Consider the following 24,152-nt stretch of genomic DNA (forward strand, 5'->3'; position numbering starts at 1 on the left):
AGGGAAAGGGGGGCGCGACAATCGCAATGCTTGCGACCGGACGGTGGAGCGCATAAAGGGGATGGGCATGACGGGAAGGCACAAAGATATGGCACGCGGCGCACCCTTGTTGGAAGAGCGGGAAAAATCAAAGAAGGTCGGGGCACTGCGGGGCTTGATGCCCTTTTTGGCCCCATATCGAGGTTTGGTGCTGGGTGCGATCGGCGCCTTGATCGTGACGGCCTGTGTGTCGCTGGCGCTGCCTCTGGCGGTGCGGCGGGTGGTTGACGGCTTTGCCGCGGATAATTCTGCCCTTTTGGATCAATATTTTGCGGCCGCCCTTGGCGTGGCCATCCTGTTGGCTTTGGGCACGGGCGCGCGCTATTACCTCGTGACACGGTTGGGCGAACGGGTTGTTGCCGATATTCGCAAATCTTTGTTCGACAAGGTGATGGGGATGAGCCCTGCGTTCTTTGAACGCATCATGACCGGCGAAGTCCTGAGCCGTCTGACCACGGACACCACCTTGATCCTTTCGGTGGTCGGGTCGTCGGTTTCCATTGCCCTGCGCAATTTCCTGATCTTTCTGGGCGGGATGGTGGCGCTGCTGCTGACCTCGGCCAAGCTGACGGGGTTGGTGTTGCTGATCGTGCCTGGGGTTGTAATTCCGATCATCGTGTTGGGCCGCCGTTTGCGCGTGCTAAGCCGCGAAAATCAGGATCTGATTGCCTCCAGTTCCGGCAACGCATCCGAGGCGCTTTTGTCGGTGCAAACCGTACAGGCCTTTACGCATGAACGCCCGACACGCGCTGCCTTTGCTAAGGTGACAGAGGCGGCCTATGCCTCGGCGCAGCGCCGTATCGGAACGCGCGCCCTGATGACCGTGATTGTGATTTTCCTGATTTTCGCGGGTGTTGTCGGTGTGCTTTGGATCGGTGCGCGCGATGTGCAGTCAGGCGTGATGACCCCGGGCGAACTGGTACAATTCCTGATCTACTCGGTGATGGTGGCCGGTGCTGTCGGCGCGCTATCCGAGATTTGGGGTGAGTTGCAGCGCGCCGCAGGCGCAACGGAACGGCTGGTTGAACTGCTTGTGGCCGTTGATACCGTGAATGATCCGGTCAACCCTGTGGCCCTGCCGCGCCCTGTCAAAGGCGCGATCGCCTTTGAGGGCGTGTCCTTCCGTTACCCCGCGCGGCCCGATACCAGCGCGCTGGACAGTGTGGATATGGTGGTGCAACCCGGCGAGACGGTGGCACTTGTTGGCCCGTCAGGCGCGGGCAAGACCACGATTTTGCAGCTGTTGCAACGGTTCTATGACCCGCAGGACGGGCGCGTGACGATTGATGGTGTTGCGCTGACCGACCTCAGGCGCGATGATTTCCGGCGTGCGATTGCCCTTGTGCCGCAAGATCCGGTGATCTTCGGGGCTTCGGCGCGCGAGAATATCCGCTTTGGCCGCCCCGAGGCAAGCGACGCCGAGATCGAGGCGGCCGCCCGTGCCGCTGCGGCCCACGATTTCCTGATGGCCTTGCCGGATGGTTATGACACTTTTGTCGGGGAGCGTGGCGTAATGCTCTCGGGTGGGCAAAAGCAGCGGATCGCCATTGCCCGCGCCATCCTGCGCGATGCGCCGGTGTTGTTGCTGGATGAGGCGACAAGCGCGCTGGACGCCGAAAGCGAACGCGCCGTGCAGGCCGCAGTGGACGAGCTGGCGAAAACCCGCACGACCCTGGTTGTGGCGCACCGTCTTGCCACTGTGAAAAAGGCCGACCGGATTGTGGTGTTCGACCATGGCCGCATTACGGCCGTAGGCACGCATGATGAATTGGTTGCAGCTGACGGGCTCTATGCGCGTCTGGCTCGGTTGCAATTCACCGATGGACAAAGCTGATCCCCGACTCCACAGCAGAAATTCCCATAACGTTGCGTATTTAAGGCTGTCTTTGCTTGCAGGGTCACCAAAAAGCCAGCATCTTTGATATAATAGTGCGCAACACGCCAAGCGCACAGGTTGAGGGGGAGGACAGCACATGAAGGCTTTTGCATCGGTTGCAGATCGTGATGCCATTGAAAACGAAATGCCTTGGCAAGATCGTGATGCCGCCAAATCCATCTATCAGTTCCTGACCCGTACCCGCGATGCGCATGGCGACCAGCCTGCCATCAGCTTTCAGTTGATGTCGGGGGCCAAGGACAGTGCCCAGACGCTGACATGGGCACAGTATCATGCGCGTGTGACCCAAACGGCCAACCTGTTTCATGCGCTTGGCATCGGACGCGATGATGTGGTTGCCTTCGTTCTGCCCAACTGTCTTGAGACGGCGGTGACGGTCCTAGCGGGCGCGGTGGCGGGGATTGTCAATCCGGTGAACCCTTTAATGGATGCTGATCAGATCAGCTCTATCCTGCGCGAGACCGGCGCCAAGATAGTTGTCACGCTCAAGGCCTTTCCGAAAACCGATGTTGCGCAAAAGGTGGCAGAGGCCGTGCGCCACGCGCCCGATGTAAAGAATGTGCTGGAAATCGACCTTAACCGATACCTATCGCCGCCCAAAAGCTGGATCGTGCCGCTTATCCGGCCGAAAAACCCGGTGGAACATCATGCCCGCGTGCGTGATTTCAATGCGGAATCTGCACGTCAGCCTTCGGACCGCCTTATCTTTGAGGATGTGCTGGAGGACCGCGTCGCCGCCTTTTTCCATACCGGCGGCACCACCGGTATGCCCAAGGTCGCACAGCACAAGGTTTCCGGCATGGTCTATAACGGCTGGCTGGGGGCTAATCTGATCTTCAAATCATCGGATGTGGTGATCTGCCCGCTGCCGATGTTCCATGTTTTCGCGATCTATCCGATATTGATGTCGATGATTGCCTCCGGCGGGCATACTGTGTTTCCGACGCCTGCGGGCTATCGTGGTGACGGGGTTTTTGATAATTTCTGGAAGTTGGTCGAACGCTGGAAGGTCAGCTATATGATCACCGTGCCGACCGCGCTTTCGGCCTTGATGCAGCGCCCGGTGGACGCCGATGTCAGCAGCCTGCGGGGCGCGTTTTCCGGCTCTGCCCCATTGCCGTTGGAATTGTTCAAACGGTTCGAGGCGGCCACTGGCGTCGAGATCATCGAGGGGTACGGCCTGACAGAATGCACCTGTCTGGTGTCATGCAACCCACCCGAGGGTAAAAAGAAAATCGGATCGGTCGGGATTCCACTGCCTTATACGCATGTGCGCATCCTGCATCATGACGACGCTGATAACCCTGTTGATTGCGGTATTGATCAGGTGGGAGAGATTTGCGTGGCCAACCCCGGTGTCTTTCCCGGCTCTACCTATACCGAGGTGGACAAGAACCAAAATCTATTTGCCGAGAAGGTCTATCTTCGTACCGGCGATCTGGGGCGGATCGATTCCGAGGGCTATTTGTTTATAACCGGCCGCGCCAAGGATCTGATCATTCGTGGCGGCCATAACATCGACCCTGCCGAGATCGAAGAGGCGCTTGCAGGCCATGATGCCGTGGCGATGGTTGGCGCGATTGGCCAGCCGGATGCCCATTCAGGCGAGGTGCCTTGCGCCTATGTCGAGTTGGTCGCGGGCGCAGAGGTGACGGTCGAGGAATTGATGAAATATGCGCGCAAATACATTAATGAACGCGCGGCCGTGCCAAAAGTCATCGAGATTCTGGATGAGCTGCCCAAAACCGCCGTTGGCAAGGTTTTCAAGCCCGACCTGCGCCGTCTTGCAATCACCCGCACCTATAATGAGGCGCTGGCAGCGGCGGGGCTGGGCCTCAAAGTGGTCGCCGTGATAGAGGATAAAAAGCGCGGGCTTGTCGCCCAGATCGCGCGCGTCGACGGCGTCACGGATGAGGCCGTAACCGCAGTGCTGGGCGGGTTTGTGCGCCCATGGGATTGGGTTGAAGCCTAGCTGGCGGTATCAAGCCAGATGGTGACCGGTCCGGCATTGGTCAGGCTGACATCCATATCCGCGCCAAAGGCGCCTTCGGCGGTCGGGATGCCAAGGGCTGCGACCGCCCCGATGAAATGATGGTAAAGCGCGCGACCCTCTTCGGGCGGGGCTGCGGTTGAAAAGCCGGGGCGGTTCCCGCGCGAGGTATCGGCGGCCAGTGTGAACTGGCTGATAATCAAGGCACTGCCGCCCGTGTTTTTCAGCGACAGGTTCATCTTCTCCGCATCATCCTTGAAAATCCGCAGCTTGGCGATTTTGGTGGCCAGATGCTCGGCCTGCGCCTCTGTGTCGCCCTGCATTGCACAGATCAGGATCAGCAAGCCGGGGCCAATCTCGCCGATGGTTTCACCATCAACCTTGACGGCGGCATTATGGACGCGTTGTAGCAGCGCCCTCATAGCTCATGCCGCCAGGGCGGGTTTGCGCCGGGGCGCGATACGGTCACAGCGGCGGCGCGATTTCCCAGCGAAAGGGCGGCGTCCAGCGTGCTGTCAGGCAGGGCGGCGATGGCCGTTTTGGACAGGGCGCCCGCGTCGTGCAAGGCGGCCAGTGCGCCGGCGTTAAAGGTATCCCCCGCCCCGACGGTATCGGCGACCTTGGCCGGATTGGCGGCAACAAAACGGTTTTGGGTGGCGGTGATCGCGCGCGCCCCTGCGGCCCCTTCGGTCAGAAATACCAGCTTGGCCCCGCGCGCCAACAGATTTTGCGCAAGAGCCTGCGGATCGCCCGCCCCTTCAAGCCAATGCAGATCCTCGTCGCTGATCTTCACGATATCGGCGCGGGCCAGCATCTTGTTGATACGCTCACGGTAGGTGGCCTGATCGGTGATAAAGCTGGGCCGGATATTGGGGTCGATCATGGTGACACGGCCCCCGGCGCGCTGTTGAAATAGGGCAAGACTGCTGGCCGCAGGATCGTTTACCAATGAAATACCGCCAAAGAACAAAGCCTCGATATTATCCGGCAGAACCGGCAAATCCTCGGGGGTGAGCATCCGCCCCGCCGTATTCTCATCATAAAAGGCGTAGGTTGCCTGTCCGTTGGTCAGCGTGACAAAGGCCAAAGTCGTCGGCCTGTCCGAGCGCGGCGCGAGCGAGATATCAACATTCGATGCGGCCAGCGCACGGGTCAAAATCTGTCCGAAAAGATCCGTGGACAGGCCCGAGAAATACCCGGTGCTGACGCCCAACCGCCCCAAAGCAATGGCCGTATTGAAAATCGCCCCGCCTGCATGGGGGGCAAAACCGTCCTCCCCCGCTTTGGTTTCCCGGTGGAGCATGTCGATCAAGGCTTCGCCGCAACATAAGATCATGGTCAGGCTCCTAATTGGCGCTCAGGTGAAATAAGGTGCAAGGTTTGTACGAACCCGCTCCAGTGGCGTGTCGCCAGATGTATCGGGGATAAATATCTGGCCCGTGATCGCCTCATAGGCATCGATATAGGTTCGCGCGGTGGCGGCGATCATATCGGCAGGGATCTCGGGGATCGCATCGTGATAGGGGTCACAGCGCTCGGCTACCCAGGCACGGATGACATCCTTGTCAAAGGATGGCGGCCTGCTGCCGGTCGCCAGCGCCTGCTGATAGCCGTCCGCCAACCAATAGCGTGAACTGTCAGGGGTGTGGATCTCATCGGCCAGCATGATGTTGCCCTCGGCATCAACGCCGAATTCATATTTCGTATCGACAAGGATCAAGCCGTTTTTGGCCGACATTTCCTGCCCCCGCGCAAACAGGGCCAGCGAGATCGCGGATATCCGGTCCCATTGCTTTGCGGACAACAGCCCTTGGGACATGATTTCATCCGCCGTCATCGGCTCGTCGTGGCCACCGTCAAAGGCCTTGGAGGTGGGGGTGATAATCGGTGTCGGCAGGGCCTGATTGTCGCGCAAGCCATCAGGAAGGTTATGCCCGTACATCTGCCGCGCGCCCTTTTTGTACAGCGTCAGAATAGAGGTCCCTGTGGTCCCGGCAAGATAGCCGCGCACAACAATCTCAACCGGCAGGATGGTCAAGCGTTTCCCGATCACCACATTGGGGTCGGGATATTCAAGCACATGGTTGGGGCAAATATCGCGGGTCAGGTCGAACCAGTACCGCGCGGTTTGGGTCAGAACCTGCCCCTTGAACGGGATCGCCGCAAGAATACGGTCAAAGGCTGAAATCCGGTCTGATGAAATCAGGATCCGCCGATCATCTGGCAGATCATAACAATCCCTGACCTTGCCGAAATAGGGATTCGGGAGTTCTGGGATACTGGCATCTTCAAGGACGCGGGTCAGATCAAGCATCGGGGCCTCCTGTTGGTCTGCGTTCTATCGGGCGGGATCGCGTCAAAGTCAATCTTTGCACTGGCATTTGGCTGATTTAGCCTTCGGTTGTGACCTTCCATGGCAATCCGTGCGCAGGGGGGCTCAATGCCCCGCAAGCGCGGTCTTTGCTATTATTGACCGAGATAGGCAAAGACGCCCAGTAACAGCGCAGCAATCAGAACGGCAAAAGTAATCTTCCAGATGGAATAGGGCCGCTCTCCCTGCACTTTCCCGGTTTGCCCGTTCACCACAAAACGGTAGGTCTTGCCATTATATTTATAGGCCGCCATCCAGATCGGCAGCAGGATATGCTTGAATGTCTCGGCGCCGTAGTTGGTTTCGACCGCACTTATGCGTTGCTCATCACCGCCAATATCACGTGCCACATCCCGCTTGATCACCTGTGCCATGATCTCTTTTGCATGGGCGCTACCGTCTGACAGGCTGACGGTATAGCCCTCTGCCATGAAACCCGCCAGATAATCGGCGCGGTAGGGCACCAGCGCGCCCAGATCCCATGGCTCCAGCCCTTTGGTATAGCTGCGCGGCAGGCTTTGCGCCGCCATCACAAGCACATCGTCAAAGGCGCGGGCCACACGGCCTGACACGGATCGCCACCGGGTTTTGCGGACCTGTTCGCGCCGCTGTTGCCGCTTGCCATCCACCACGACGGTGACATTGCGGGTCTCGTAATAATAGGTGCCGCGCTGACCGGCATAGCGTGACTGCGTCGCCGCATCAAAGGTCCAATAGGGCATGTAAAGCCCCGAGAGCGTACGCCCTTTGCGCGCATATTCCACCAGCCCGCCCGGCGCGAACCAAAGGCTGCCAAGCCATTTGCCCATCGCATCACGCGCTGTGCGCTCATCCAGTTGAAACGGGATCAGCGCTTGGGGCTTGATCTGGCGGTTGGTGCCGGTGCCGATGACCAGCGGAGTTGCACAAAACGGACATGCAGTGGCATGTTTCGCGCCCTCGAATTCCACCAACGCACCGCAATTCGTACATCGGGTGGTTTGCGGCTCTTCCATCGCGGTCTGCGGAAGGTCGTTGCGCAGCCCTTGGGCAAGGGGGTGTTCCACCAAGGCCGTGCGCCGGTCATGCACTGCCGCCGCCGGGATCTCTTGTACGTTGCCGCAATGATCGCAGCGCATCTGGGTCTGGCCGGGGGCAAAGCGCAGCTCTGCCCCGCAGCTGTCACAGGGCCAGCGGCGGTCGTGCTCTGCGCTCACGTTACGCTCCGGGGGGTGGTGGAGGGGCGACGGTGAATAGCTGTGCCAGTTCTGCTATCTCACCGGCGGCGATCCAGCCATCCTGACCCGCCGTCCAGACAAGCGTGTCGCGGGCAAAGCTGCCTTCGGTGATCATGCGGCCAAGGTGGCTGCGTGAAAACGGCCCTGACGTGGTCCCATCCTTGGCGGTATGCCAGAGCTTTTCCGGCGCAGGTGGCGGCGGTGGTGGCGGCATTTGGTCGGGTCCGGCCTGAACGGGTCTGGCCCCCCACGGGCCCATGGCCTGTGCCATCCCCATGCCGATACCGGCGCCGACGCCCGCACCCATGGCGGCCCCTGCTGCCGATCCTGATTGTGCCATGCTCTCGGCCGCGTTGAACTTCATATAGCGGTCCAGATCACCGACAACGCCCATCGAGGTGCGCTTGTCCATCGCGGCCTCTACCGCTTCGGGCAGAGAGATATTTTCGATGTAAAGTTCGGGCAGCGACAGGCCGTATTCCGCGATTTGCGGGTTGATCGCGGTGGCGACCAGCTTGCCCAGATCGGCGGTATTGGCGGCCATATCCAGAACGGGGATCTGGCTTGCAGCCAGTGCGCGGCTCATCTCTTGCAAGATCACGTTGCGGATCTGATAGCTGATCTCATCGGCGGTAAACTCGCCGTCGGTGCCGACGATTTCGCTCATGAAGCGGGCCGGATCGGTGACGCGCATCGAATAGGTGCCAAAGGCGCGGATGCGCACGGGGCCGAATTCCGGATCGCGGGTCATGATCGGGTTTTTAGTACCCCATTTCAGGTCGTTGAAACGGGTGGTGTTGATAAAATAGATCTCGGATTTGAAAGGCGATTGAAACCCGTGATCCCAGTGCTGAAGCGCGGTCATCACCGGCATGTTGTTGGTTTCCAACATATAAAGGCCGGGACCAAAGACATCGGCCAGCTGGCCCTCATGGATGAATACGGCGGCCTGACCTTCTCGGACGGTCAGTTTGGCGCCGTATTTGATCTCGTTCCCGTGGCGTTCAAACCGCCAGACCATTGTGTCGCGGGTGTCATCCGTCCATGAGATGACGTCAATAAACTGGCCTTTGAGAAAGTCGAATACCATTTGTGCTTCCTTAACTGTCGCCGCCGACAAGGGATTCGGCGAGTTGGTCGATAATGGGGCGGGCCTCGGCCAGGGTCATGCCGGGCGTGAGGCGCTTGTCATAGAGCATTTTCAGCATCATCTCATCCATCGGGGTCAGCAGGGCAAATTCCTGATCGTCGTTAAAGATGGAGGGACGCGCCTGCGGGCTGTCATTGGGCAGGCCAAGCCCTTGGGTGATTTCCTCATGCAGACAGGACAGGTGCAAAAGATCGGGATGTTCGGCGCGTACGACGGCAAAGGCGCGCTCGATCAGGCTGGTGCTGTCATCGATCGAAGTGGTGACCTGACAATAGGTCGACTCCGGCATATTGATGATGGAGTCCAGCTCTGCCTCGCCGATGCTGGGATCGGTGCGTCGGACGGTCGGGCCGATGGCCTTGATTTCATCCGTGTTCAGGATGTGCAGGTGAAAGTTCACACCACTGTTTGCCAGCTGAATGGAATGGCCCGTCAGCCGCGCCAGCGCGCAAGGAAAGAGCGCACCCGCGCCTCTTCAATCGCCCGCTGTTTTTGAGGCACAGAGGTGCCAAAATTTAACCCGACGCGCACCGGCTTTTGCCAACGGCGTAGCCTTTTTTCCGTGACGCGCGCGATAAGCCTGCCCGAGGAGCTGTCAAATTCGTCATAAAATGCGATACGGGCAAAGTTATTTGCCAGCATCCGCGCCGAAAATGGGGCATCCTTGGCGCCGGTATCGGTGCGCATCAGGCCTTGGGACAAAAGCTCGGCCTGCACACCCGCGTAATAGGCGCGCAGGGCCTTGCTCGCGGCTGAGGGGGTGGCTACTTCGGGGGCCAGAACACGGGCGGGGGGCGGTTGCGTGGCGCGCCCCTCAATCCTCGAAGAGCTTATGCAGCCCGTCAATACCCCGGCAGAAGCGACCATCACGATCGCGCCTTTCAAGGTGTTCGGGGCCAGTTTCAGCGGCAAAGGCACGCGGGCCATCCTGTGTGGTATCCTCTATTTCCGGTCTGGCGCACTGGTGCCGACCGTATCGCCCAAGCCGTCCTTGCGCCCGCTGGCGGCGGCAAGCGTGTCGCGTAGTTCATGCTCCATCTTCACCAGTTCCTCCTCTGCGGCGGCACGTTTGGCCTTGCCCTCATCCGCGATGGCGAGGCTTTCATTGATCGTGGCGATCAATGTGGCATTGGCCTTTTTCACCGCTTCGATATCAAACACGCCGCGTTCCATTTCGGTGCGCACTATACGGTTGGTTTGTTGCAGATTTTCGGCGTTGGAGGTCAGCAGCTCATTTGTCAGGTCATTTGCGGCGCGGATGCTTTGCGCGGCTTCGCGCGACCGCTGGATGGTGACCGCTTGTGCCAATTGGGTTTCCCACAGCGGCACGGTGTTGACGAGGGTGGAGTTGATCTTGGTGACCAGGCTCTTGTCGTTTTCCTGAACCAGACGGATCGAGGGCAGCGACTGCATCGTGACCTGCCGCGTCAGCTTGAGGTCATGCACACGGCGTTCCAGATCATCGCGGGCCGAACGCAGGTCACGCAGCTCTTGCGCCTTCATCACCTGTTTTTCCTCGGGCGCGGCTTTGACCTCGGCCTCTTTGGCCGGAATGTCCTTGGCGTCAAGCTCTTGGATCTTGGCCTCACCGGCGGCAATATAAAGCGCCAGCTCGTCATAGAAGCTCAGCGTCTTGTCATAAAGAAGGTCCAGCGATTTGATATCCTTGAGCAGCGTATGCTCATGGCCCAGCAGGGTTTCTGTGATGTCGTCGATCTGGCCCTGAACGTTTTCGAATTTCGCGACGAAATTGGCAAAGGGCGCGGCGCGGCCCAGAAGTTTTTCCCACCACGTCCGGTCACGGCGCACGTCAAGCTCCGAGACCGAGAACCCGCGGATGGTGCCGACCATCTTGCGCAGGCTGTCGCCCGCAGGCCCCACGTCCTTGTTTTTGACATCGGCCAGCATTTCCTGGGAAATCACCTGCAATTCGGCCTGTGCAGAGGAGCCGAAAGAGATAATGGATTGGGTGTTGTCGATATTGATCTCGGCCATCCGCTTTTGGATCTCGGCGGCATGGGCGGGGGTTGCGGCCTCCAGCGTGACCAGATCGCGCCCCGGTTCGGGCAGGATCACGGCGGTGACTTGTTCAACTTCTGCCAGGGCAGCGGCGGCTTTTTGCTGGGTCGATTGGGCCATCAGATACTCTCACTCTTCAATGCGCGGACGCAGATTAACGGTTCTCAAAGGCCAGGCGTTCCCGCAGGACTTCGATTTCAACATTCAGGTCGCTGTGATTGTCGGACAAAAGGGCGGTGGTGCGGTTCGCGAAATTAGTTTCCAGATCGGTTAGCAGGGATTCATATTCCGCGCGGATATTCGGGTCGCGATTGCCGCTGTAGAGGTCGACAAATTTCACCGTCGCATCACGGGCACCCTGCAGATAAACGCCAAGGTATTTCCGAGCCGCCGTCAGGTCGCGCGGGTCGTTTTCGACGGTGCGAAACAGCTGTCGTGCAATATCGTTGAAGCGGTCAACGCGGCGTTCAAGCTGATGGTCACGGGCGCGGGCAATGGCGGCCTTCATCGCGGTTAGATGGGCCTCGCCGGTGTCGATCGCCTTTGTCACGCGGTCAGTCTGGAAACTGTCGACGCCCTCGATACCCTTATCAGCCATCGGATCAAAGCCGAAGGACCCGATGTGCAAAAACGCCCCCAATGTGGCAATTACCGTGGCGATAACCGAGGACTGTCCCGCCATAAGCATGCCAACGCCAAGCCCGCCGCCAATCAACAGCGCCCCGATTGCCTTGCGTGGCAGCGCAGGTCTGCGGGCAACGCGGCGCGCATCATAGGCTTCTTGTGCAAAAAGCCCTTCGCGCGTCATCCATGCCCCGCCGATCATCATGGCAAAGGCGATCAGCCCGTAGATCAATGTGGTTGGTTCCCCTTGAAACGCTTTCCAGGCAAAGGGGAGAGGCAAGATAAACAGCAGGTTGGATTTCAACCCTGCCTTGCTGCGCCGCTTGCCCTGAAACGAATTTGGCGCGGGGGTGTTTTCATTCTGGTTGCCGCCGGGGCTGTATTTTCCACCAAAACGTTGCCCCATCAAAGTACCTCCATCGTTGCGACATAAAGGGTCAGCGCCGCCAGCAGACAAAATGACAAGGTTTGTAACCCGAAAAACGGGCTTGACCGGGTTGGTGCGACGCTGGTTTGGGGCGCCGGTTTCGCCCCCTGTACCTTGGCTATGACAAATATGATCAGCGCGAATGGTATCAGGACCATGATCACCCTGAGCAGCATTACAATCATTTGTCAGCCTCCGGGCTTTGACGAATTTGAAGGGGCACAGTCGGAAAACTCTGCTATGGTTGACTATAGGCACGCAAAGCCTCGCTTGCCAGTGTGCAAAGCGGGGAAATTTCCGATTTCCGGTGCGTCAGGCGCGCCGCTGGCGGGGTTGTGCCGGTTTTCCCGCACGCTTTGGGCCGGGTTTGCCCGTCGAAGGCTTGGCCCCCGCGTTCGGTTTGGCAATACGCGGGCCTTTGGGGCGGGGTTTCGGGGCCACGGCATCCTCGGGGGTTTCGCGCTGGCCAAGCTGGTCGCGCAGAACGCGGCCCTTGACCTCTGTCACCATGCCCGGCGTCATTTCACCAAGGCGGAACGGGCCATAGCTGATGCGGATCAAGCGGTTCACAGTCAGGTTGATCGCCGCCATGGTGCGGCGAATCTCGCGGTTCTTGCCCTCACGCAGGCCCACCGTCAGCCAAGCATTTGCGCCCTGAATACGGTCAAGGATCACGATCATTGGCTGGAATTTTTCCCCGTCGATGGTGATCCCCCGGCGCAGCGGCTCCAGATCCGGCTCGGTCGGGTTGCCTTTTACGCGGACACGGTATTTGCGCAGCCAGCCGGTTGAGGGCAGCTCCAGCTTGCGCTTGAGGCCGCCGTCATTGGTCAGCAGCAACAACCCTTCAGAGTTGAGGTCAAGCCTGCCAACCGACATCACGCGGGGCAGATCCTCGGGGAGGTGGTCAAAGATCGTATCACGGCCCTTTTCATCATTGTTCGAGGTCACCAACCCGTCGGGCTTATAGTAAAGCCAGAGCCGCGCGGGTTCGGGTTGGCCCACGGGTTGGCCGTCTACGGTGATACGGTCGCGGTCGGTAACATTCAGCGCGGGGCTGTCGATGACCTTGCCGTTTACCGCAACCTGCCCGATGGCGATCATACGCTCGGCCTCGCGGCGCGAGGCTATGCCTGCGCGCGACAGGACCTTGGCGATACGGTCACCTGCGGGGGTGGGTTTTGCGGCTGTGGTTTTGGGGGCTGTGGTCATGGGCTGGCCTTTTCTGGCGACGTCATCGCGACGTGGCAAAGCGCCGGAGGTCTATATACCCCCGAGCCGTCAAAGTATTTCGTCTGGCCGTTCACGGCAAGGGGGGATTGCGTTTTTCTGCCGGCAGGGGCAAGGCTGTGGCATGACGGGATTCACCTCATATATGGATATCGCGCTGGAAGAGGCGCGCGCGGCGGGCCTGCGCGGGGAGGTGCCTGTGGGCGCCGTTCTGGTCGGCCCGCAAGGTGTGGTGGCGCGTGCCGGCAACCGTGTACGGGAACTTCACGACCCGACCGCCCATGCCGAGATGCTGGTGATCCGCGAGGCCTGCAACCTGCTGCAAAACGAGCGGTTGGGCGGCTATGATCTTTACGTGACGCTGGAGCCTTGCGCGATGTGCGCGGCCGCGATTGCGAGCGCACGGGTGGCGCGGCTTTACTATGGGGCCTCGGATCCGAAATCAGGCGGGGTCGAGGTGGGCGCGCGGGTGTTCTCGCACGCCCAATGCCACCATGCGCCCGAGGTCTATGACGGCATCGCGGCCGAGGATTCCACCGCGATGCTGAGGGATTTCTTTGCCAAACGGCGTGACGGATAAGCCCTAGAGTGTGATGGTCTGCATCACTTCGGGTTCGATTACTTTAACATCGGGCAGGGCGTTGGCCATGACCTGCGCGGATTGGGCCAACAGCGGGAAGGTGCGGTAGTGACAGGGGATCACGGTTTTGAAGTTGAAATAGCGTTTGGCCGCATAGGCTGCGCGGGCCATATCCATCGTGTAATGCCCCCCCGCACAGAGGATGCCGATATCGGGGGCGTGAAGGTCGCCCATCCATTCCATATCGGCCATGATGTCGGTGTCGCCGGAGACATAGATCGTGTGTCCTTCGCCCGCGATCATAAAGCCGGCCTCTGATCCGGCGGGGGTGGGCAGGCCCCCTTTGTAGTCGATTGAGGAGGAATGGCAGGCGTTGACCATCGTCACCTTGGCACCGTTCAGATCAACAGTACCACCCTTGCCAAAGCCAAGCGTCGTTGCACCGTCCTCGGCGAGGATCTGGGACAGCTCATGGATGCAGGCAACCGTGGCGCCGGTTTCCTTGGCGATTGCTGCGGCATCGCCAGCATGATCGCCGTGGCCATGGGTCAGCACGATATGGGTTGTACCCGCGATGGCCTTGGCACGCTGATCGGCCGGAAAGACGGGATTGCCGGTTAGGAACGGATCGATCAGTATAACCGCGTTTTCGATTTCCAGACGAAAGCCGGAATGGCCAAGCCAAGTGAGTTGCATGAGACGCTCCTGTATTGTTTTGCGCCAGTTTGGCGGGGAGCGGGGGCGTGGTCAATGGCGTGCTGGTGCTTGGGGCGCAACCTGTTATAGCCAGTTAAACAGATAAAATGGATATGGCGATGGATGACGACAATATATTGGCGCGGTTGACCCCCTCACTGCCGCGTCGGGTGGCCGGAGTTGTGACTCAAGTCGCATTCGGGGCGTTATTGATAGGCGTTGCCATGGATATTTCGCGTGACCAGATGGTCTTGCGGATCGCAGTGCTGGGGGCGGGGGTGCTGCTGTTTTACGGGGGGTACCGGATGTGGGTTGCCACGCGGATCGGGCTTGTCCTGACGCAAACGGCGTTGCGCGACAGTGACGGGCGCTTGCTGGCCGAGGTGGCGAATATCCGCGAGGTTTCCCGTGGGGCTTTTGCGTTCAAGCCGACGCATGGGTTTTCGCTGATCCTGGTCAAGGGCCGCGGGGGCGCCTGGGCACCGGGTCTTTGGTGGCGTCTGGGTACGCGGCTGGGGGTTGGCGGGGTTACCCCTGCGCAACCCGCGCGTTATATGGCCGAGGCCATAACCGATCTGATTGCCAGACGGGAAGTGTGATGCGCTTTGGCCCGTAGCCTCTCAGCAATCCTCGGCTTCATGGCACAGCTTGGGCAAAAAGCGGGGGCGGGTGACGATAAACTGGTCAATCACCTCGGGGGCCACACCAAAGGCAATCGGCGCGGTATAGGGGACATGTGCCTCTACGAGGACGGCAGCATCCCCATCCGCCAGAACCGGCAGTCGTGCGGTCAGGGCGGCCAGATCCGCATCTGTCAACTGCGGCATCGCCTCATTGGGAGAGCGTGAAAAAATCACCGAATAGGCGCCGTCGACATCGCTCCAGCGATAGGATGTGACGCGAATTTGCCCTGCCTCTTCGGACCCGAGCATATAGTTCATGGTGTCGCGTATACCCGCGATATAGGCGTCGTCCACCGACCCTTGGCTGCGAGAGATCAGGTCAGAGATCGTATAGGCCGCCTTTTGCACCGTATTGATACTGCGGTAAGCATCCCAATAGCTGAAAAGCCCGGCATAGGCCCACGCCAGCATTGGCACGACCATCACGGCCTCGACAATGACAGAACCTTTTTCATCTTGTTTAAAGCGACGAACTGCGTTGGATATAAATGACATTCCGGTATTCCTTAGGGTTCGTTCACAAAGGCGGACACGGCCACAAGCCCGTATCCGCCCTGACTGTCCTTGGGCAGCTTGAGCCCGATGCCTGTGGTCGGAAAGAGCGCATCCTGAGCCACACAAACACGCACCAGCATGACCTCATGTGCCGCCCCGGGGTCAAAGGTCAGCGCGGGCTGGACGTTGTTTTCGCGGTCGACACAGCCCATGCTGTTGGTGGGCATAGCCCATGATGTGGTGCTGATCGGCATCATCTCGATTGAGATGGCCTCTCTGCAGCTGTTCATGATGACGGTGTGTTTGCAAATCTCTTCCTTCAGCAGATCCGAATCGGGGTTTGGATATTGCCCCAGACGCAGCTTGCGCATGACAACATCCACCGATTGTTCCAGCATGATAAAACGGGTCATCAGGACGCCCGATTCCATTGAGGCCATGAACACCGCGAGGATGACGGGAATGGCCAAAACGAATTCCAAAGAGGCTACGCCATCCTCGGCCCGTATGGTCCGCAGAATGCGGGCGCGAAACCGTTGCAGGGCGGATGGTTTGGCGTGTTCGTGTTGATGTATCATTGGGTCAACCTCAGCTGGCTGATGTTATTGGCAATCGCCCGGAAGGCGCTGGAGATTTCCAGGCCGCTGGCGTCGAAATAATGGCTTTCGGTGCTGGCGCAGGCGCGCAGTTGGTTGCGACCATTTGTCGGTGCCTCAAAACCGATCCCATAAACCACAATACCGGCTGTCTTGGCGGCGCTGCATATCTGTTGCAATCGGTTGTTCTTGCTGGAGCTTACCCAATTCATAAATGTGTTGCGCCAGGAAGTGGCGTTTTGATCCAGCGGGGTCGCATAGAAATACTGGGCGACATAGCGAACCGAATACTCTTCCCACACCTCTGGCCACTCCAATTGGCGGGCATCATCGTTGCCGCCATCGCGGTAGCTGTTCCATTTTTTAGTGCGCGGCCACCACCAGTCGTTGTCGCCGTAACGATTGAAATAGACCGATACCCTGCCAGTGTCATCATTGCGCCAGATGTTCGACAAGCCCGAGTTATAGGGGTCGTTTATCTTGTACTCGGTGGTATTTTCGCCGTCCGTCATAACGACCAGAACCTTCAGGGTCTGGGTGGCATCTGCGTCCAGTGGACGGTTGCTGAACGTTGCGGCGACCTCACCGGCGGTTACCATGTCCGAAATGACGGAATTCGCATTCTGGTTCAGCAAAAGCGCACCCCATTTGACACCGACATCAATCGAGGTGTTGCCATCGGCGTAGAGGCTGTTGATGGAATTGTGCAAATCGGTGGTGCTTTGGCTGAGGGTGACAACTTCATTCCCGCTTTGCGGAGGGCAGTTGTACAGCAGACTAGAGGCCCCCGACCTTGTATAATAAGGGTCGAAATGGGCGTTGTGCTGAAACTTGGTCGTGGTTGACAGATCAATGGAGCCAAAGACGGAATCGGGCAACTCGATACAGGAGGAATGATTATGTTGTGCATCGACGTTGAAGGAATTCATCATCGGACGGCCAATATTGACCTGCGCGTTATAGGGGACGACAGAGATGGACACCCGGCCCGGACTGGAACTGGCAAGAACTGCGGTCACAAATTCACGCGCCGCTGGCCGCAGGTTATCGATCCGCGATCCGCGCATGGAGCCGGAGATATCCAGAACCAGTGACACCTCGATGTTGGAGATACGCTGTTCGGCCCCCGAGGCGGCGGCTGGTGTCAAACTGTCGACGCCGATCAAATGCATGAAAAACGGCTTGAGCGTGGACTTGGCCGAGGCCGTCACACTCCGGTAGTTCAACCCGGTATCTGATGAGACATTCTCCAAATATTCGGACAGGCCTGCTTTGTCGAAATAATCCGTCACGACGGCATTTGGTTCAAGCCGCTGGCTGATCGCGGCAGCCGCCAGAACCGACCGGTCCAGCGTGTGCTGCAACTCTGTCCGGCGTTGTTCGTAGCGCATCAGATCGACGGAAAGGCCGCCCAGCATCGCCATCAGGACAAACAACACAATGCCGAAGATAAGCAAAGCGCCGTCCTCTTGTCGCATAAAGCCGCGCAGGCGGTTGCAAGTCCACCCTTTGGGTTTGGTAATCGGCAGCCTGAGCTCAAATACGCTTTTCATTATAGTTTCCTTGATATGCCAATGCCCGAAAGATGTTAATTTCGGGCACAGATACAGCTTTTCCCACCTCTAAATGGCGCGTGACATGGGGCAAAAATGTGGCGTTTTCGGTCGAAAATATGGACAAATCGATATGGTTGGAAACGCTTAGGGGAATGGCGTGCTATTGTCCGCAGGGGGGGCGACAAAGGCATGTTTCGGGCGCGGTCAAAATGGTCTTGGGCTTTGCCGCGTGGTTAACGTATTCGGCAAAATACGCGGCGGTCGAATCATCCCAGATAAGGGGGGCGTGTAGCAGCCGGTGGCGCGCCGTCCGCCAAAATTTTGCTGGAATTTTAGGCGGTCTGCGCTAGGCTTCGTTTGAAGTGCGCCCGTTTTTTGCACATCGGGCGGTCAAAGGAGGACGCTATGCAGAATTTTGGTGAGCCGAGCTTTCGCGACTCAGTTGATTTGATGTTCAACCGCGCGACTGCCCTGATGGATCTGAGCCCCGGTCTGGAACAAAAGATCAAGGTTTGCAATTCCACCTATACCGTGCGCTTTGGTGTGCGGTTGCGCGGCAAGATAGAGACCTTTACCGGCTACCGCTCTGTCCATTCCGAACATATGGAGCCGGTCAAGGGCGGCATCCGCTATGCGCTTGCGGTGAACCAGAACGAGGTTGAGGCGCTTGCCGCCCTGATGACCTATAAATGTGCGCTGGTGGAGACGCCTTTTGGCGGCTCAAAGGGCGGGCTTTGTATCGACCCCCGCGCGTGGGAACCGCATGAGCTGGAATCCATCACCCGCCGGTTCGCCTATGAGCTGATCAAGCGTGATCTGATCAATCCGGCGCAAAACGTTCCCGCCCCCGATATGGGCACTGGAGAGCGTGAGATGGCATGGATTGCCGATCAATACGCGCGGATGCACACTGCCGACATCAACGCCAAGGCCTGCGTTACCGGCAAGCCGCCACATGCGGGCGGTATTCAGGGCCGGGTTGAGGCAACGGGCCGCGGCGTGCAATACGCGCTACAAGAGTTTTTCCGGTACGATGAGGATAAGGCGCTGGCGGGACTTTCGGGTAATCTGGACGGCAAAAGGATCATTGTGCAGGGGCTGGGCAACGTCGGCTATCACGCCGCGAAATTCCTGTCCGAGGAAGACGGCGCCAAGATTGTCGCTGTGATCGAATGGGACGGGGCCATTGTCGATGATGACGGTGTCGATATTGAGGATCTGCACCAGTGGATCGTCAAACACGGCTCTGTCAAAGGGTATCCGCATGGGACTTTTGTGGCGGAAGGGGCTGTGGTTCTGGAAAAAGACTGTGACGTGCTGATCCCGGCAGCGCTGGAAGGGGTTATCAACCTAAGTAATGCCGACCGGATCAAGGCCAAGCTGATCATCGAGGCCGCGAATGGCCCTGTTACCTTCGGCGCCGATGAGGTTCTGCGCAAGAAGGGCGTGGTGATCATCCCCGATATGTATGCCAATGCGGGCGGCGTGACGGTCTCTTATTTCGAATGGGTCAAGAACCTGAGCCATATCCGTTTCGGCCGCATGCAACGCCGTGCCGAAGAGGCGCGCCATATCCTGCTGGTGAACGAGCTGGAAAGATTGTCGAGCGACAAGGGCCTTGGCTGGACCATGTCGCCGGGGTTCAAGAGCAAATACCTGAAAGGCGCGGGAGAGCTGGAATTGGTGCGTTCCGGCCTCGATGATACGATGCGCACGGCCTATCAGGCGATGCGAGAGGTCTGGCACGGGCGCGCGGATGTCGAGGATCTGCGGGTTGCGGCCTATATCGTTTCCATCAGCCGGGTCGCCGCGACTTATCAGTCCAAGGGGCTTTGAGAGTCAAAGCCCCTTTCTCGATGAAAGGTTCAGGTCGGGGCGAAAGTCATCGCCAGGCCGTTGATACAGTGGCGTTTCCCCGTGGGCTCTGGCCCGTCGTCAAAGATATGACCCAGATGCCCGCCACAGCGGCGGCAATGTACCTCGGTTCGGCGACCAAAGAGGCTGAAGTCGTCTTTGGTCCCAACAGCCCCGTCGATAGCGGCGTAAAAGCTGGGCCAGCCGGTGCCGCTGTCATATTTGGTGGCGGAGGCATAGACGGGCAGATCACAACCCGCACACAGGTAGGTGCCCTCACGCGCCTCTTTCAAAAGCGGTGAGGTTTCACCTTTCAAGCTGTTGGAGAATGCGCGTTCTGTCGCTTCCTCGCGCAGTACCGCATATTGGGCGGGTGTCAATTTGGCTTTCCACTCGGCAGATGTCAGTGTGATCTCAAAATCCTCGGCCCGGGCAGGCAAGGCACCAAACCCTGCGGCGGCAAGCGAGGTGGTCAATAGGCTGCGGCGTGAAAGCATGCTTGTCTCCTTATACTTTTACCGATCATAGAGCAGATCTGGTGCAAAGGGTGCATCACATCAAGGCACAAGCCTGTGACCGTTCTATGAGCATGCCGTGTCCGGTGTCACGCCCAAGGCGCCGATGCCAGAATGACATGGGTCAGGGCTGCATCAAGGACGTGGAATCACGAATGCAGCGCATAGGCCCATCGAAACCCGTGATGCGCTTGCAGATAGAGATAGGGCAGCAGAGCCCCGAAAAGGGTCGCGGCACAGGTAAAGCGGATAACATAGGTCGGCGTAAATCCGTCAAAAGCCAGTGCCATCCCGATCATAATCTGACGCAACCGGTACCCCGCATTCGCCGCGGTGAGAATCAGCCGCGCCGCCAAAGTTTGCTGAAACAGGATATCGGCGGATTTCGGCAGATAATACCATGCGGATGCGAACATGAACTCGGGCGGATCGAACGGCGCGCGCAGGATTGAAACCTTGGGCAAAAGGGGTAGTCCAAAGATTATAAGCAGCGCAAAACCTGCCAGAAAAGGCAGCAACATGAGCGCCTCGCGGGCAAGCGTGTTCTGGCCCATCCGGGCAAAGATCTGAGCTACTCCCCATCGGCTGGACAGGATATGGCGTAAATTAAGCTACTCTCTGCTCCTGCTGATCGTGTTGTGTTCTGTCATTTCTCAGCCAATAGACCACGGCTGGTGGCCTGCCGCCAAGGGCTGAGTGTGGGCGTTGGTTGTTGTAAAAGGTCATCCATTTCCGGATGCCTGCCTTCGCTTCTGATCCGGTCTCCCAGGCATGCAGTAGACGCACTCGTATTTCAGGGTTCGCCAGAGCCTCTCAATGAAGATGTTGTCTAGGTAGCGGCCCTTCCCATCCATTGAGATGCGCACGCCGGATCGGCGTAGCCGGTCAGTCCAGGCAAAGGACGTGAACTGAGATCCTTGATCGGTATTCATGATCTCGGGCGGGCCGAACTTGTGGATGGCCTCGTTCAGTGCCGCAACACAGAAGTCCGCCTCCAGCGTATTCGAGATGCGCCAAGCCAGCACCTTACGGGTGTGCCAATCCATAATGGCGGCCAGATACGAGGAACCCTCGGCGCATGGGCAGATAGGTAATATCCGAGATCTGGCCATCTTGACCTTGCTGGTTCGGCTCGGCCTGCGGCCCGGCGAGGTCGCCGGGCTCGGGTTGGACGATATCGACTGACGCGCGGGAACAATCAGCGTGCGCGGCAAGGGCAACTGTCACGAACGGCTACCCCTTCCGCCTGATGTCGGTCGCCGATTGGCCGAATACCTGCGCCACGCCCGGCCGACGGGCGCTCGAGGCAGGACCGTATTCGTCCGACACTTCGCGCCCCATCACGCGCTCGACGCAAGCCGCGTGAGCGGCATCGTGGCGGACGCTGCCCGACGCGCTGGCCTCGGGCGCGTCCATGCACATCGGCTGCGCCATACCGCAGCAACGAAGCTTTTGCGCGCAGGCGCTTCCTTGCCCGAGATTGGCCAGCTATTGCGTCATAGCCGCGCCGAGACGACGGCGATCTACGCCAAGGTCGACCGGGACAGCCTGCGCCTGATCGCGCGCCCCTGGCCGGAGGGCGACCTATGAGCAATCTACGTCAATCCGTTGCCGATTATCTGACCATGCGGCGCGCTCTCGGCTACAAGCTGGACAAGACCGAGCGGCTTCTCGGCCAGTTTACAGCCGCAGGTGCTGCCGCGATCTGGACCTCCAGACGTCTGGCCGAGGTCCGCCTCTTCGCTCGGCACCTGCGCGCACTGACGGGGTGAGCGAGGTGCCGCACGACGATCTTCTGCCGGCGCGAGGGCGCCGCGCAACGCCGTATCTCTACACGCCGCAGGAGACATCGGACCTGATGCGGGCCACGGTGATCCTGCGCGGATCGCATGTGCAGACGACCTACCGGACCTTGATCAGCCTCTTGGCGGCGACCGGCATGCGGATCGGAGAGGCGATTGGCCTCGACCGAGACGACTACGACGCGGGCAGCGGCATGGTGACAATCCGGCACGGCAAGTTCGACGAGGCGCGCGACTTGCCGCTGCATCCGAGTACCGTCGCGGCGCTGGAAGACTACCTGCGCCGCGATGACCGTCCCCGTGAGCGGAACACGTCGACCCTGTTGATCAGTTCGACCGGCAAACGCCTGCGCTACACGGTCGTGCAGCCGATCTTCAAGAAGCTGCTGCATCATTGTGGCATAGTTCCGCGTTCGGCGACATGCCGTCCCAAGATTCATGATCGTCGGCACAGCTTCGCCGTCAGCACCATCGTCGACGACTACCGAACGGGCGACCCCGATTCCCGCGTTGCGATCCTGTCCACCTACCTTGGTCATGCCGATCCCGGCAGTACCTACTGGTACCTCTCGGCCGCGCCGGAATTGCTGGCACTGGCCGGCGATAGGCTCGAGCGCCACCCCGGAGGTCACGCATGAGTGCGCTGGCCACGACCCTGCAGGCGTTCTTCACCGATCGCCTCATCCGCCAGCGTCGGGTCAGCCCGAACACGGTTCGGGCCTATCGCGATACGCTGCGGCTGCTCCTGGTCTTAGCGTCGAAGCCGAGCGGCATGCCGCCGGGCAAGCTCGACATTGACGATCTCGATGCGCCCCTGATCGGCACCTTCCTCGACCATCTGGAGCATGAAAGGAAAAACAGCGTACGCACCCGCAACGCCCGACTGGCCGCGATCCGGTCCCTGTTCCGCTATGCGGCCCTGCGCCACCCCGACCATGCCGCCACCATCGAACGGGTCCTCGCCATTCCACCGAAGCGCTTCGAGCGGCGGCTCGTGACCTTCCTGACCGAGGCGGAAATTGACGCCCTGCTGGCCGCGCCAGACCGGGTAATCTGGACTGGGCGGCGCTACACGGCGCTGTTCGGTCTCGACGTCCAGACAGGCCTTCGGGCCTCTGAACTGACTGGCCTCGTCTACGCCGACGTCCATCTGGGGGCCTGCGCGCATGTCAGCTGTAACGGCAAGGGGCGACAGCAGCGGATTACGCCACTCACATCCAACACCGTCGCGCTTCTGCGGGCTTGGCTCGCCGAGCGCGCCGGCCCGCCTTCGGATCCGCTGTTCTCGACAAGAACCGGGCGCGCCCTCAGCCGAGATGCGCTCGAACGTCGGCTGGCCAAATACGTGGCAGACGCACAAGTCGCGTGCCCGACAATGTCAACAAAGCGCGTTACCATGCATGTCTTGCGCCATTCCGCAACCATGCGCCTTCTGCGCGCCGACATCGACACCTCGGTGATCGCGCTCTGGCTCGGCCACGATCAGATCGAAACGACCCAGATTTACCTGCACGCGGACCTGCAGATCAAGGAACATGCCCTCGAAAGGACAGCCCCAATCACGACAAAACCCGGCCGATTCCGACCGACCGACAAACTCCTCGCCTTCCTCGAAGCCCTCTGATTATGCCGACCCCTTCACAGCGCCCCCCCGGAAACAATGGGTTACGGGCCTACATCGGCATAAGTCACACACGGATCGCGGGTCACAATATTGTTCACACAACCACCAGAAGATACCGCGCCAACACAGGTTCAAAGTATCGATGTCAGGCAAGGGCAATTGCTACGATAATGCAGCCCCCTCCCGGCAGATTTGCGTTGCAAATCACCTGCCAGGCAATGGTTGAGACGTTCTTCGAAACCATCAAAGCCGAACTGATCTGGCGGCATCCTTGGAAGACGCGGCGCAAGGCCGAGATGGCGATCTTCCACTACATCAATGATGGGGTGGATGCCCCACCCGGCGGCATCGCAATGTGCCAGAATGATAGCAGTTTAAACTGTCATACAAAGGAAGAGCATCCATAGAGAATGTTAGCATAGTAGGAATTGATTTAGCAAAACGGGGCTTCCAACTGCACGGGGCTTCCAACTGCACGGGGCTGCCACCGATGGTTCCGTTGTGTTCCGCAAGAAATTGTCGCGGCCTCAGCTTATTGCGTTCCGGAGTAAGCGTCCAAGGTGCGGTGTTGCTATGGAGGCTTGCGCTACGTCCCATTATTGGGGGCGTGAGATTGGCAAGCTCGGTCACGAGGCGCGTCTAATCCCACCTGTTTACGTTAAGCCGTTTGTGAAGCGTCAAAAGAACGATGCAAATGACGCAGAAGCGATCGCGGAGGCGGCATCGCGCCCGACCATGCGCTACGTCTCGGTTAAAAGCGCAGAACAACAGGCGCAGGGCATGGTCT

23 protein-coding genes and 5 pseudogenes are annotated in these 24,152 nt (G+C 59.3%); 11 read left to right on the forward strand and 17 right to left on the reverse strand.

What is annotated here, in order from left to right; genetic code table 11:
• The first annotated feature begins 67 nt into the window (after positions 1–67).
• Together AKU94_RS08080 and AKU94_RS08085 are read left to right on the forward strand one after the other, a co-directional pair.
• On the forward strand, positions 68–1,873 hold the full coding sequence (locus AKU94_RS08080; protein WP_456300036.1) for an ABC transporter transmembrane domain-containing protein: 1,806 nt from the start codon (positions 68–70) through the stop codon (positions 1,871–1,873).
• Between the two features lie 139 nt (positions 1,874–2,012).
• A complete protein-coding gene (locus AKU94_RS08085) occupies positions 2,013–3,908 on the forward strand; it encodes an acyl-CoA synthetase (protein WP_050526792.1) in 1,896 nt (631 codons plus the stop codon).
• On the opposite strand, the gene dtd is transcribed toward AKU94_RS08085, so the two are convergent.
• The 10 genes and pseudogenes from dtd to AKU94_RS08140 form a co-directional block, all read right to left on the reverse strand.
• The gene (gene dtd, locus AKU94_RS08090) at positions 3,905–4,348 is read right to left on the reverse strand and encodes a D-aminoacyl-tRNA deacylase (RefSeq protein WP_050526793.1); all 444 of its coding nucleotides are present in this window, start codon (positions 4,346–4,348) and stop codon (positions 3,905–3,907) included. The two genes, AKU94_RS08085 and dtd, sit on opposite strands and share 4 nt — an antisense overlap.
• On the reverse strand, positions 4,345–5,262 hold the full coding sequence (locus AKU94_RS08095) for a carbohydrate kinase family protein (RefSeq protein WP_050526794.1): 918 nt from the start codon (positions 5,260–5,262) through the stop codon (positions 4,345–4,347). The genes dtd and AKU94_RS08095 overlap by 4 nt, the downstream gene beginning before the upstream one ends.
• 21 nt (positions 5,263–5,283) lie before the next feature.
• Positions 5,284–6,240, reverse strand: a complete 957-nt coding sequence (locus AKU94_RS08100) for a phosphoribosylaminoimidazolesuccinocarboxamide synthase (protein WP_050526795.1) — start codon at positions 6,238–6,240, stop codon at positions 5,284–5,286.
• A 152-nt stretch (positions 6,241–6,392) separates the two neighbouring features.
• A complete protein-coding gene (locus AKU94_RS08105; protein ID WP_050526796.1) occupies positions 6,393–7,493 on the reverse strand; it encodes a primosomal protein N' (replication factor Y) - superfamily II helicase in 1,101 nt (366 codons plus the stop codon).
• A 1-nt stretch (position 7,494) separates the two neighbouring features.
• The gene (locus AKU94_RS08110; RefSeq protein WP_050526797.1) at positions 7,495–8,604 is read right to left on the reverse strand and encodes an SPFH domain-containing protein; all 1,110 of its coding nucleotides are present in this window, start codon (positions 8,602–8,604) and stop codon (positions 7,495–7,497) included.
• 10 nt (positions 8,605–8,614) lie between these two features.
• Positions 8,615–9,591, reverse strand: a pseudogene (locus AKU94_RS19660) (DUF2927 domain-containing protein).
• Positions 9,592–9,606: 15 nt separating this feature from the next.
• The gene (locus AKU94_RS08125; RefSeq protein WP_050526800.1) at positions 9,607–10,803 is read right to left on the reverse strand and encodes a toxic anion resistance protein; all 1,197 of its coding nucleotides are present in this window, start codon (positions 10,801–10,803) and stop codon (positions 9,607–9,609) included.
• Positions 10,804–10,837: 34 nt separating this feature from the next.
• Positions 10,838–11,713, reverse strand: coding sequence for a 5-bromo-4-chloroindolyl phosphate hydrolysis family protein (locus tag AKU94_RS08130; protein ID WP_050526801.1), 876 nt, complete (start codon positions 11,711–11,713; stop codon positions 10,838–10,840).
• Positions 11,713–11,919 (reverse strand): hypothetical protein, encoded by a 207-nt coding sequence (locus tag AKU94_RS08135; RefSeq protein WP_050526802.1) that lies wholly within the window; start codon positions 11,917–11,919, stop codon positions 11,713–11,715. The genes AKU94_RS08130 and AKU94_RS08135 overlap by 1 nt, the downstream gene beginning before the upstream one ends.
• A 283-nt stretch (positions 11,920–12,202) precedes the next feature.
• Positions 12,203–12,946 (reverse strand): annotated as a pseudogene (locus tag AKU94_RS08140) (pseudouridine synthase); the annotation flags it as partial.
• Positions 12,947–13,088: 142 nt separating this feature from the next.
• On the opposite strand from AKU94_RS08140, the gene AKU94_RS08145 reads away from it, so the two are divergent.
• On the forward strand, positions 13,089–13,544 hold the full coding sequence (locus AKU94_RS08145) for a nucleoside deaminase (RefSeq protein WP_050526804.1): 456 nt from the start codon (positions 13,089–13,091) through the stop codon (positions 13,542–13,544).
• Between the two features lie 3 nt (positions 13,545–13,547).
• Here the strand turns inward: AKU94_RS08145 and AKU94_RS08150 are convergent, their stop codons facing one another.
• Positions 13,548–14,240 carry a metal-dependent hydrolase gene (locus tag AKU94_RS08150; RefSeq protein ID WP_050526805.1) on the reverse strand — a complete coding sequence of 231 codons (693 nt, stop codon included), beginning with the start codon at positions 14,238–14,240 and terminating at the stop codon, positions 13,548–13,550.
• Positions 14,241–14,359: 119 nt separating this feature from the next.
• On the opposite strand from AKU94_RS08150, the gene AKU94_RS08155 reads away from it, so the two are divergent.
• Positions 14,360–14,839, forward strand: coding sequence for a hypothetical protein (locus tag AKU94_RS08155; RefSeq protein WP_157056470.1), 480 nt, complete (start codon positions 14,360–14,362; stop codon positions 14,837–14,839).
• A 21-nt stretch (positions 14,840–14,860) separates the two neighbouring features.
• Here the strand turns inward: AKU94_RS08155 and AKU94_RS08160 are convergent, their stop codons facing one another.
• The 3 genes from AKU94_RS08160 to AKU94_RS08170 are packed head-to-tail and all read right to left on the reverse strand — an operon-like array spanning position 14,861 to position 17,567.
• Positions 14,861–15,418 carry a TadE/TadG family type IV pilus assembly protein gene (locus AKU94_RS08160; protein ID WP_050526807.1) on the reverse strand — a complete coding sequence of 186 codons (558 nt, stop codon included), beginning with the start codon at positions 15,416–15,418 and terminating at the stop codon, positions 14,861–14,863.
• Between the two features lie 11 nt (positions 15,419–15,429).
• Positions 15,430–15,996, reverse strand: coding sequence for a TadE/TadG family type IV pilus assembly protein (locus AKU94_RS08165; protein ID WP_232295727.1), 567 nt, complete (start codon positions 15,994–15,996; stop codon positions 15,430–15,432).
• Positions 15,993–17,567: a VWA domain-containing protein gene (locus AKU94_RS08170; protein ID WP_050526808.1), complete on the reverse strand. Its 1,575-nt coding sequence runs from the start codon at positions 17,565–17,567 to the stop codon at positions 15,993–15,995. The genes AKU94_RS08165 and AKU94_RS08170 overlap by 4 nt, the downstream gene beginning before the upstream one ends.
• Before the next feature lie 408 nt (positions 17,568–17,975).
• Here AKU94_RS08170 and AKU94_RS08175 point away from each other — a divergent pair, with 408 nt between their 5' ends.
• Positions 17,976–19,406, forward strand: a complete 1,431-nt coding sequence (locus tag AKU94_RS08175) for a Glu/Leu/Phe/Val family dehydrogenase (protein ID WP_050526809.1) — start codon at positions 17,976–17,978, stop codon at positions 19,404–19,406.
• Between the two features lie 29 nt (positions 19,407–19,435).
• On the opposite strand, the gene msrB is transcribed toward AKU94_RS08175, so the two are convergent.
• The 3 genes and pseudogenes from msrB to AKU94_RS20360 form a co-directional block, all read right to left on the reverse strand.
• Positions 19,436–19,921: a peptide-methionine (R)-S-oxide reductase MsrB gene (gene msrB, locus AKU94_RS08180; RefSeq protein ID WP_050526810.1), complete on the reverse strand. Its 486-nt coding sequence runs from the start codon at positions 19,919–19,921 to the stop codon at positions 19,436–19,438.
• Between the two features lie 167 nt (positions 19,922–20,088).
• Positions 20,089–20,493: a hypothetical protein gene (locus AKU94_RS08185; RefSeq protein ID WP_050526811.1), complete on the reverse strand. Its 405-nt coding sequence runs from the start codon at positions 20,491–20,493 to the stop codon at positions 20,089–20,091.
• Between the two features lie 52 nt (positions 20,494–20,545).
• Positions 20,546–21,040, reverse strand: a pseudogene (locus AKU94_RS20360) (IS3 family transposase); the annotation flags it as partial.
• Positions 21,041–21,136: 96 nt separating this feature from the next.
• Between AKU94_RS20360 and AKU94_RS08195 the strand changes: the two are divergent.
• The 6 genes and pseudogenes from AKU94_RS08195 to AKU94_RS20365 all read left to right on the forward strand — a co-directional run.
• Positions 21,137–21,529, forward strand: a complete 393-nt coding sequence (locus AKU94_RS08195) for a tyrosine-type recombinase/integrase (RefSeq protein ID WP_408633685.1) — start codon at positions 21,137–21,139, stop codon at positions 21,527–21,529.
• Positions 21,526–21,711 carry a hypothetical protein gene (locus tag AKU94_RS20000; RefSeq protein WP_198144871.1) on the forward strand — a complete coding sequence of 62 codons (186 nt, stop codon included), beginning with the start codon at positions 21,526–21,528 and terminating at the stop codon, positions 21,709–21,711. The genes AKU94_RS08195 and AKU94_RS20000 overlap by 4 nt, the downstream gene beginning before the upstream one ends.
• A 5-nt stretch (positions 21,712–21,716) precedes the next feature.
• Positions 21,717–22,379 (forward strand): tyrosine-type recombinase/integrase, encoded by a 663-nt coding sequence (locus tag AKU94_RS08200; protein ID WP_198144872.1) that lies wholly within the window; start codon positions 21,717–21,719, stop codon positions 22,377–22,379.
• On the forward strand, positions 22,376–23,365 hold the full coding sequence (locus AKU94_RS08205; RefSeq protein WP_050526812.1) for a tyrosine-type recombinase/integrase: 990 nt from the start codon (positions 22,376–22,378) through the stop codon (positions 23,363–23,365). The genes AKU94_RS08200 and AKU94_RS08205 overlap by 4 nt, the downstream gene beginning before the upstream one ends.
• Before the next feature lie 67 nt (positions 23,366–23,432).
• Positions 23,433–23,685 (forward strand): annotated as a pseudogene (locus AKU94_RS19145) (hypothetical protein); the annotation flags it as partial.
• A 151-nt stretch (positions 23,686–23,836) separates the two neighbouring features.
• A pseudogene (locus tag AKU94_RS20365) lies at positions 23,837–24,152 on the forward strand (IS110 family transposase); the annotation flags it as partial.

The organism is Pseudorhodobacter aquimaris, from assembly GCF_001202025.1.
GTDB classification, from domain to species: Bacteria; Pseudomonadota; Alphaproteobacteria; order Rhodobacterales; family Rhodobacteraceae; genus Pseudorhodobacter; species Pseudorhodobacter aquimaris.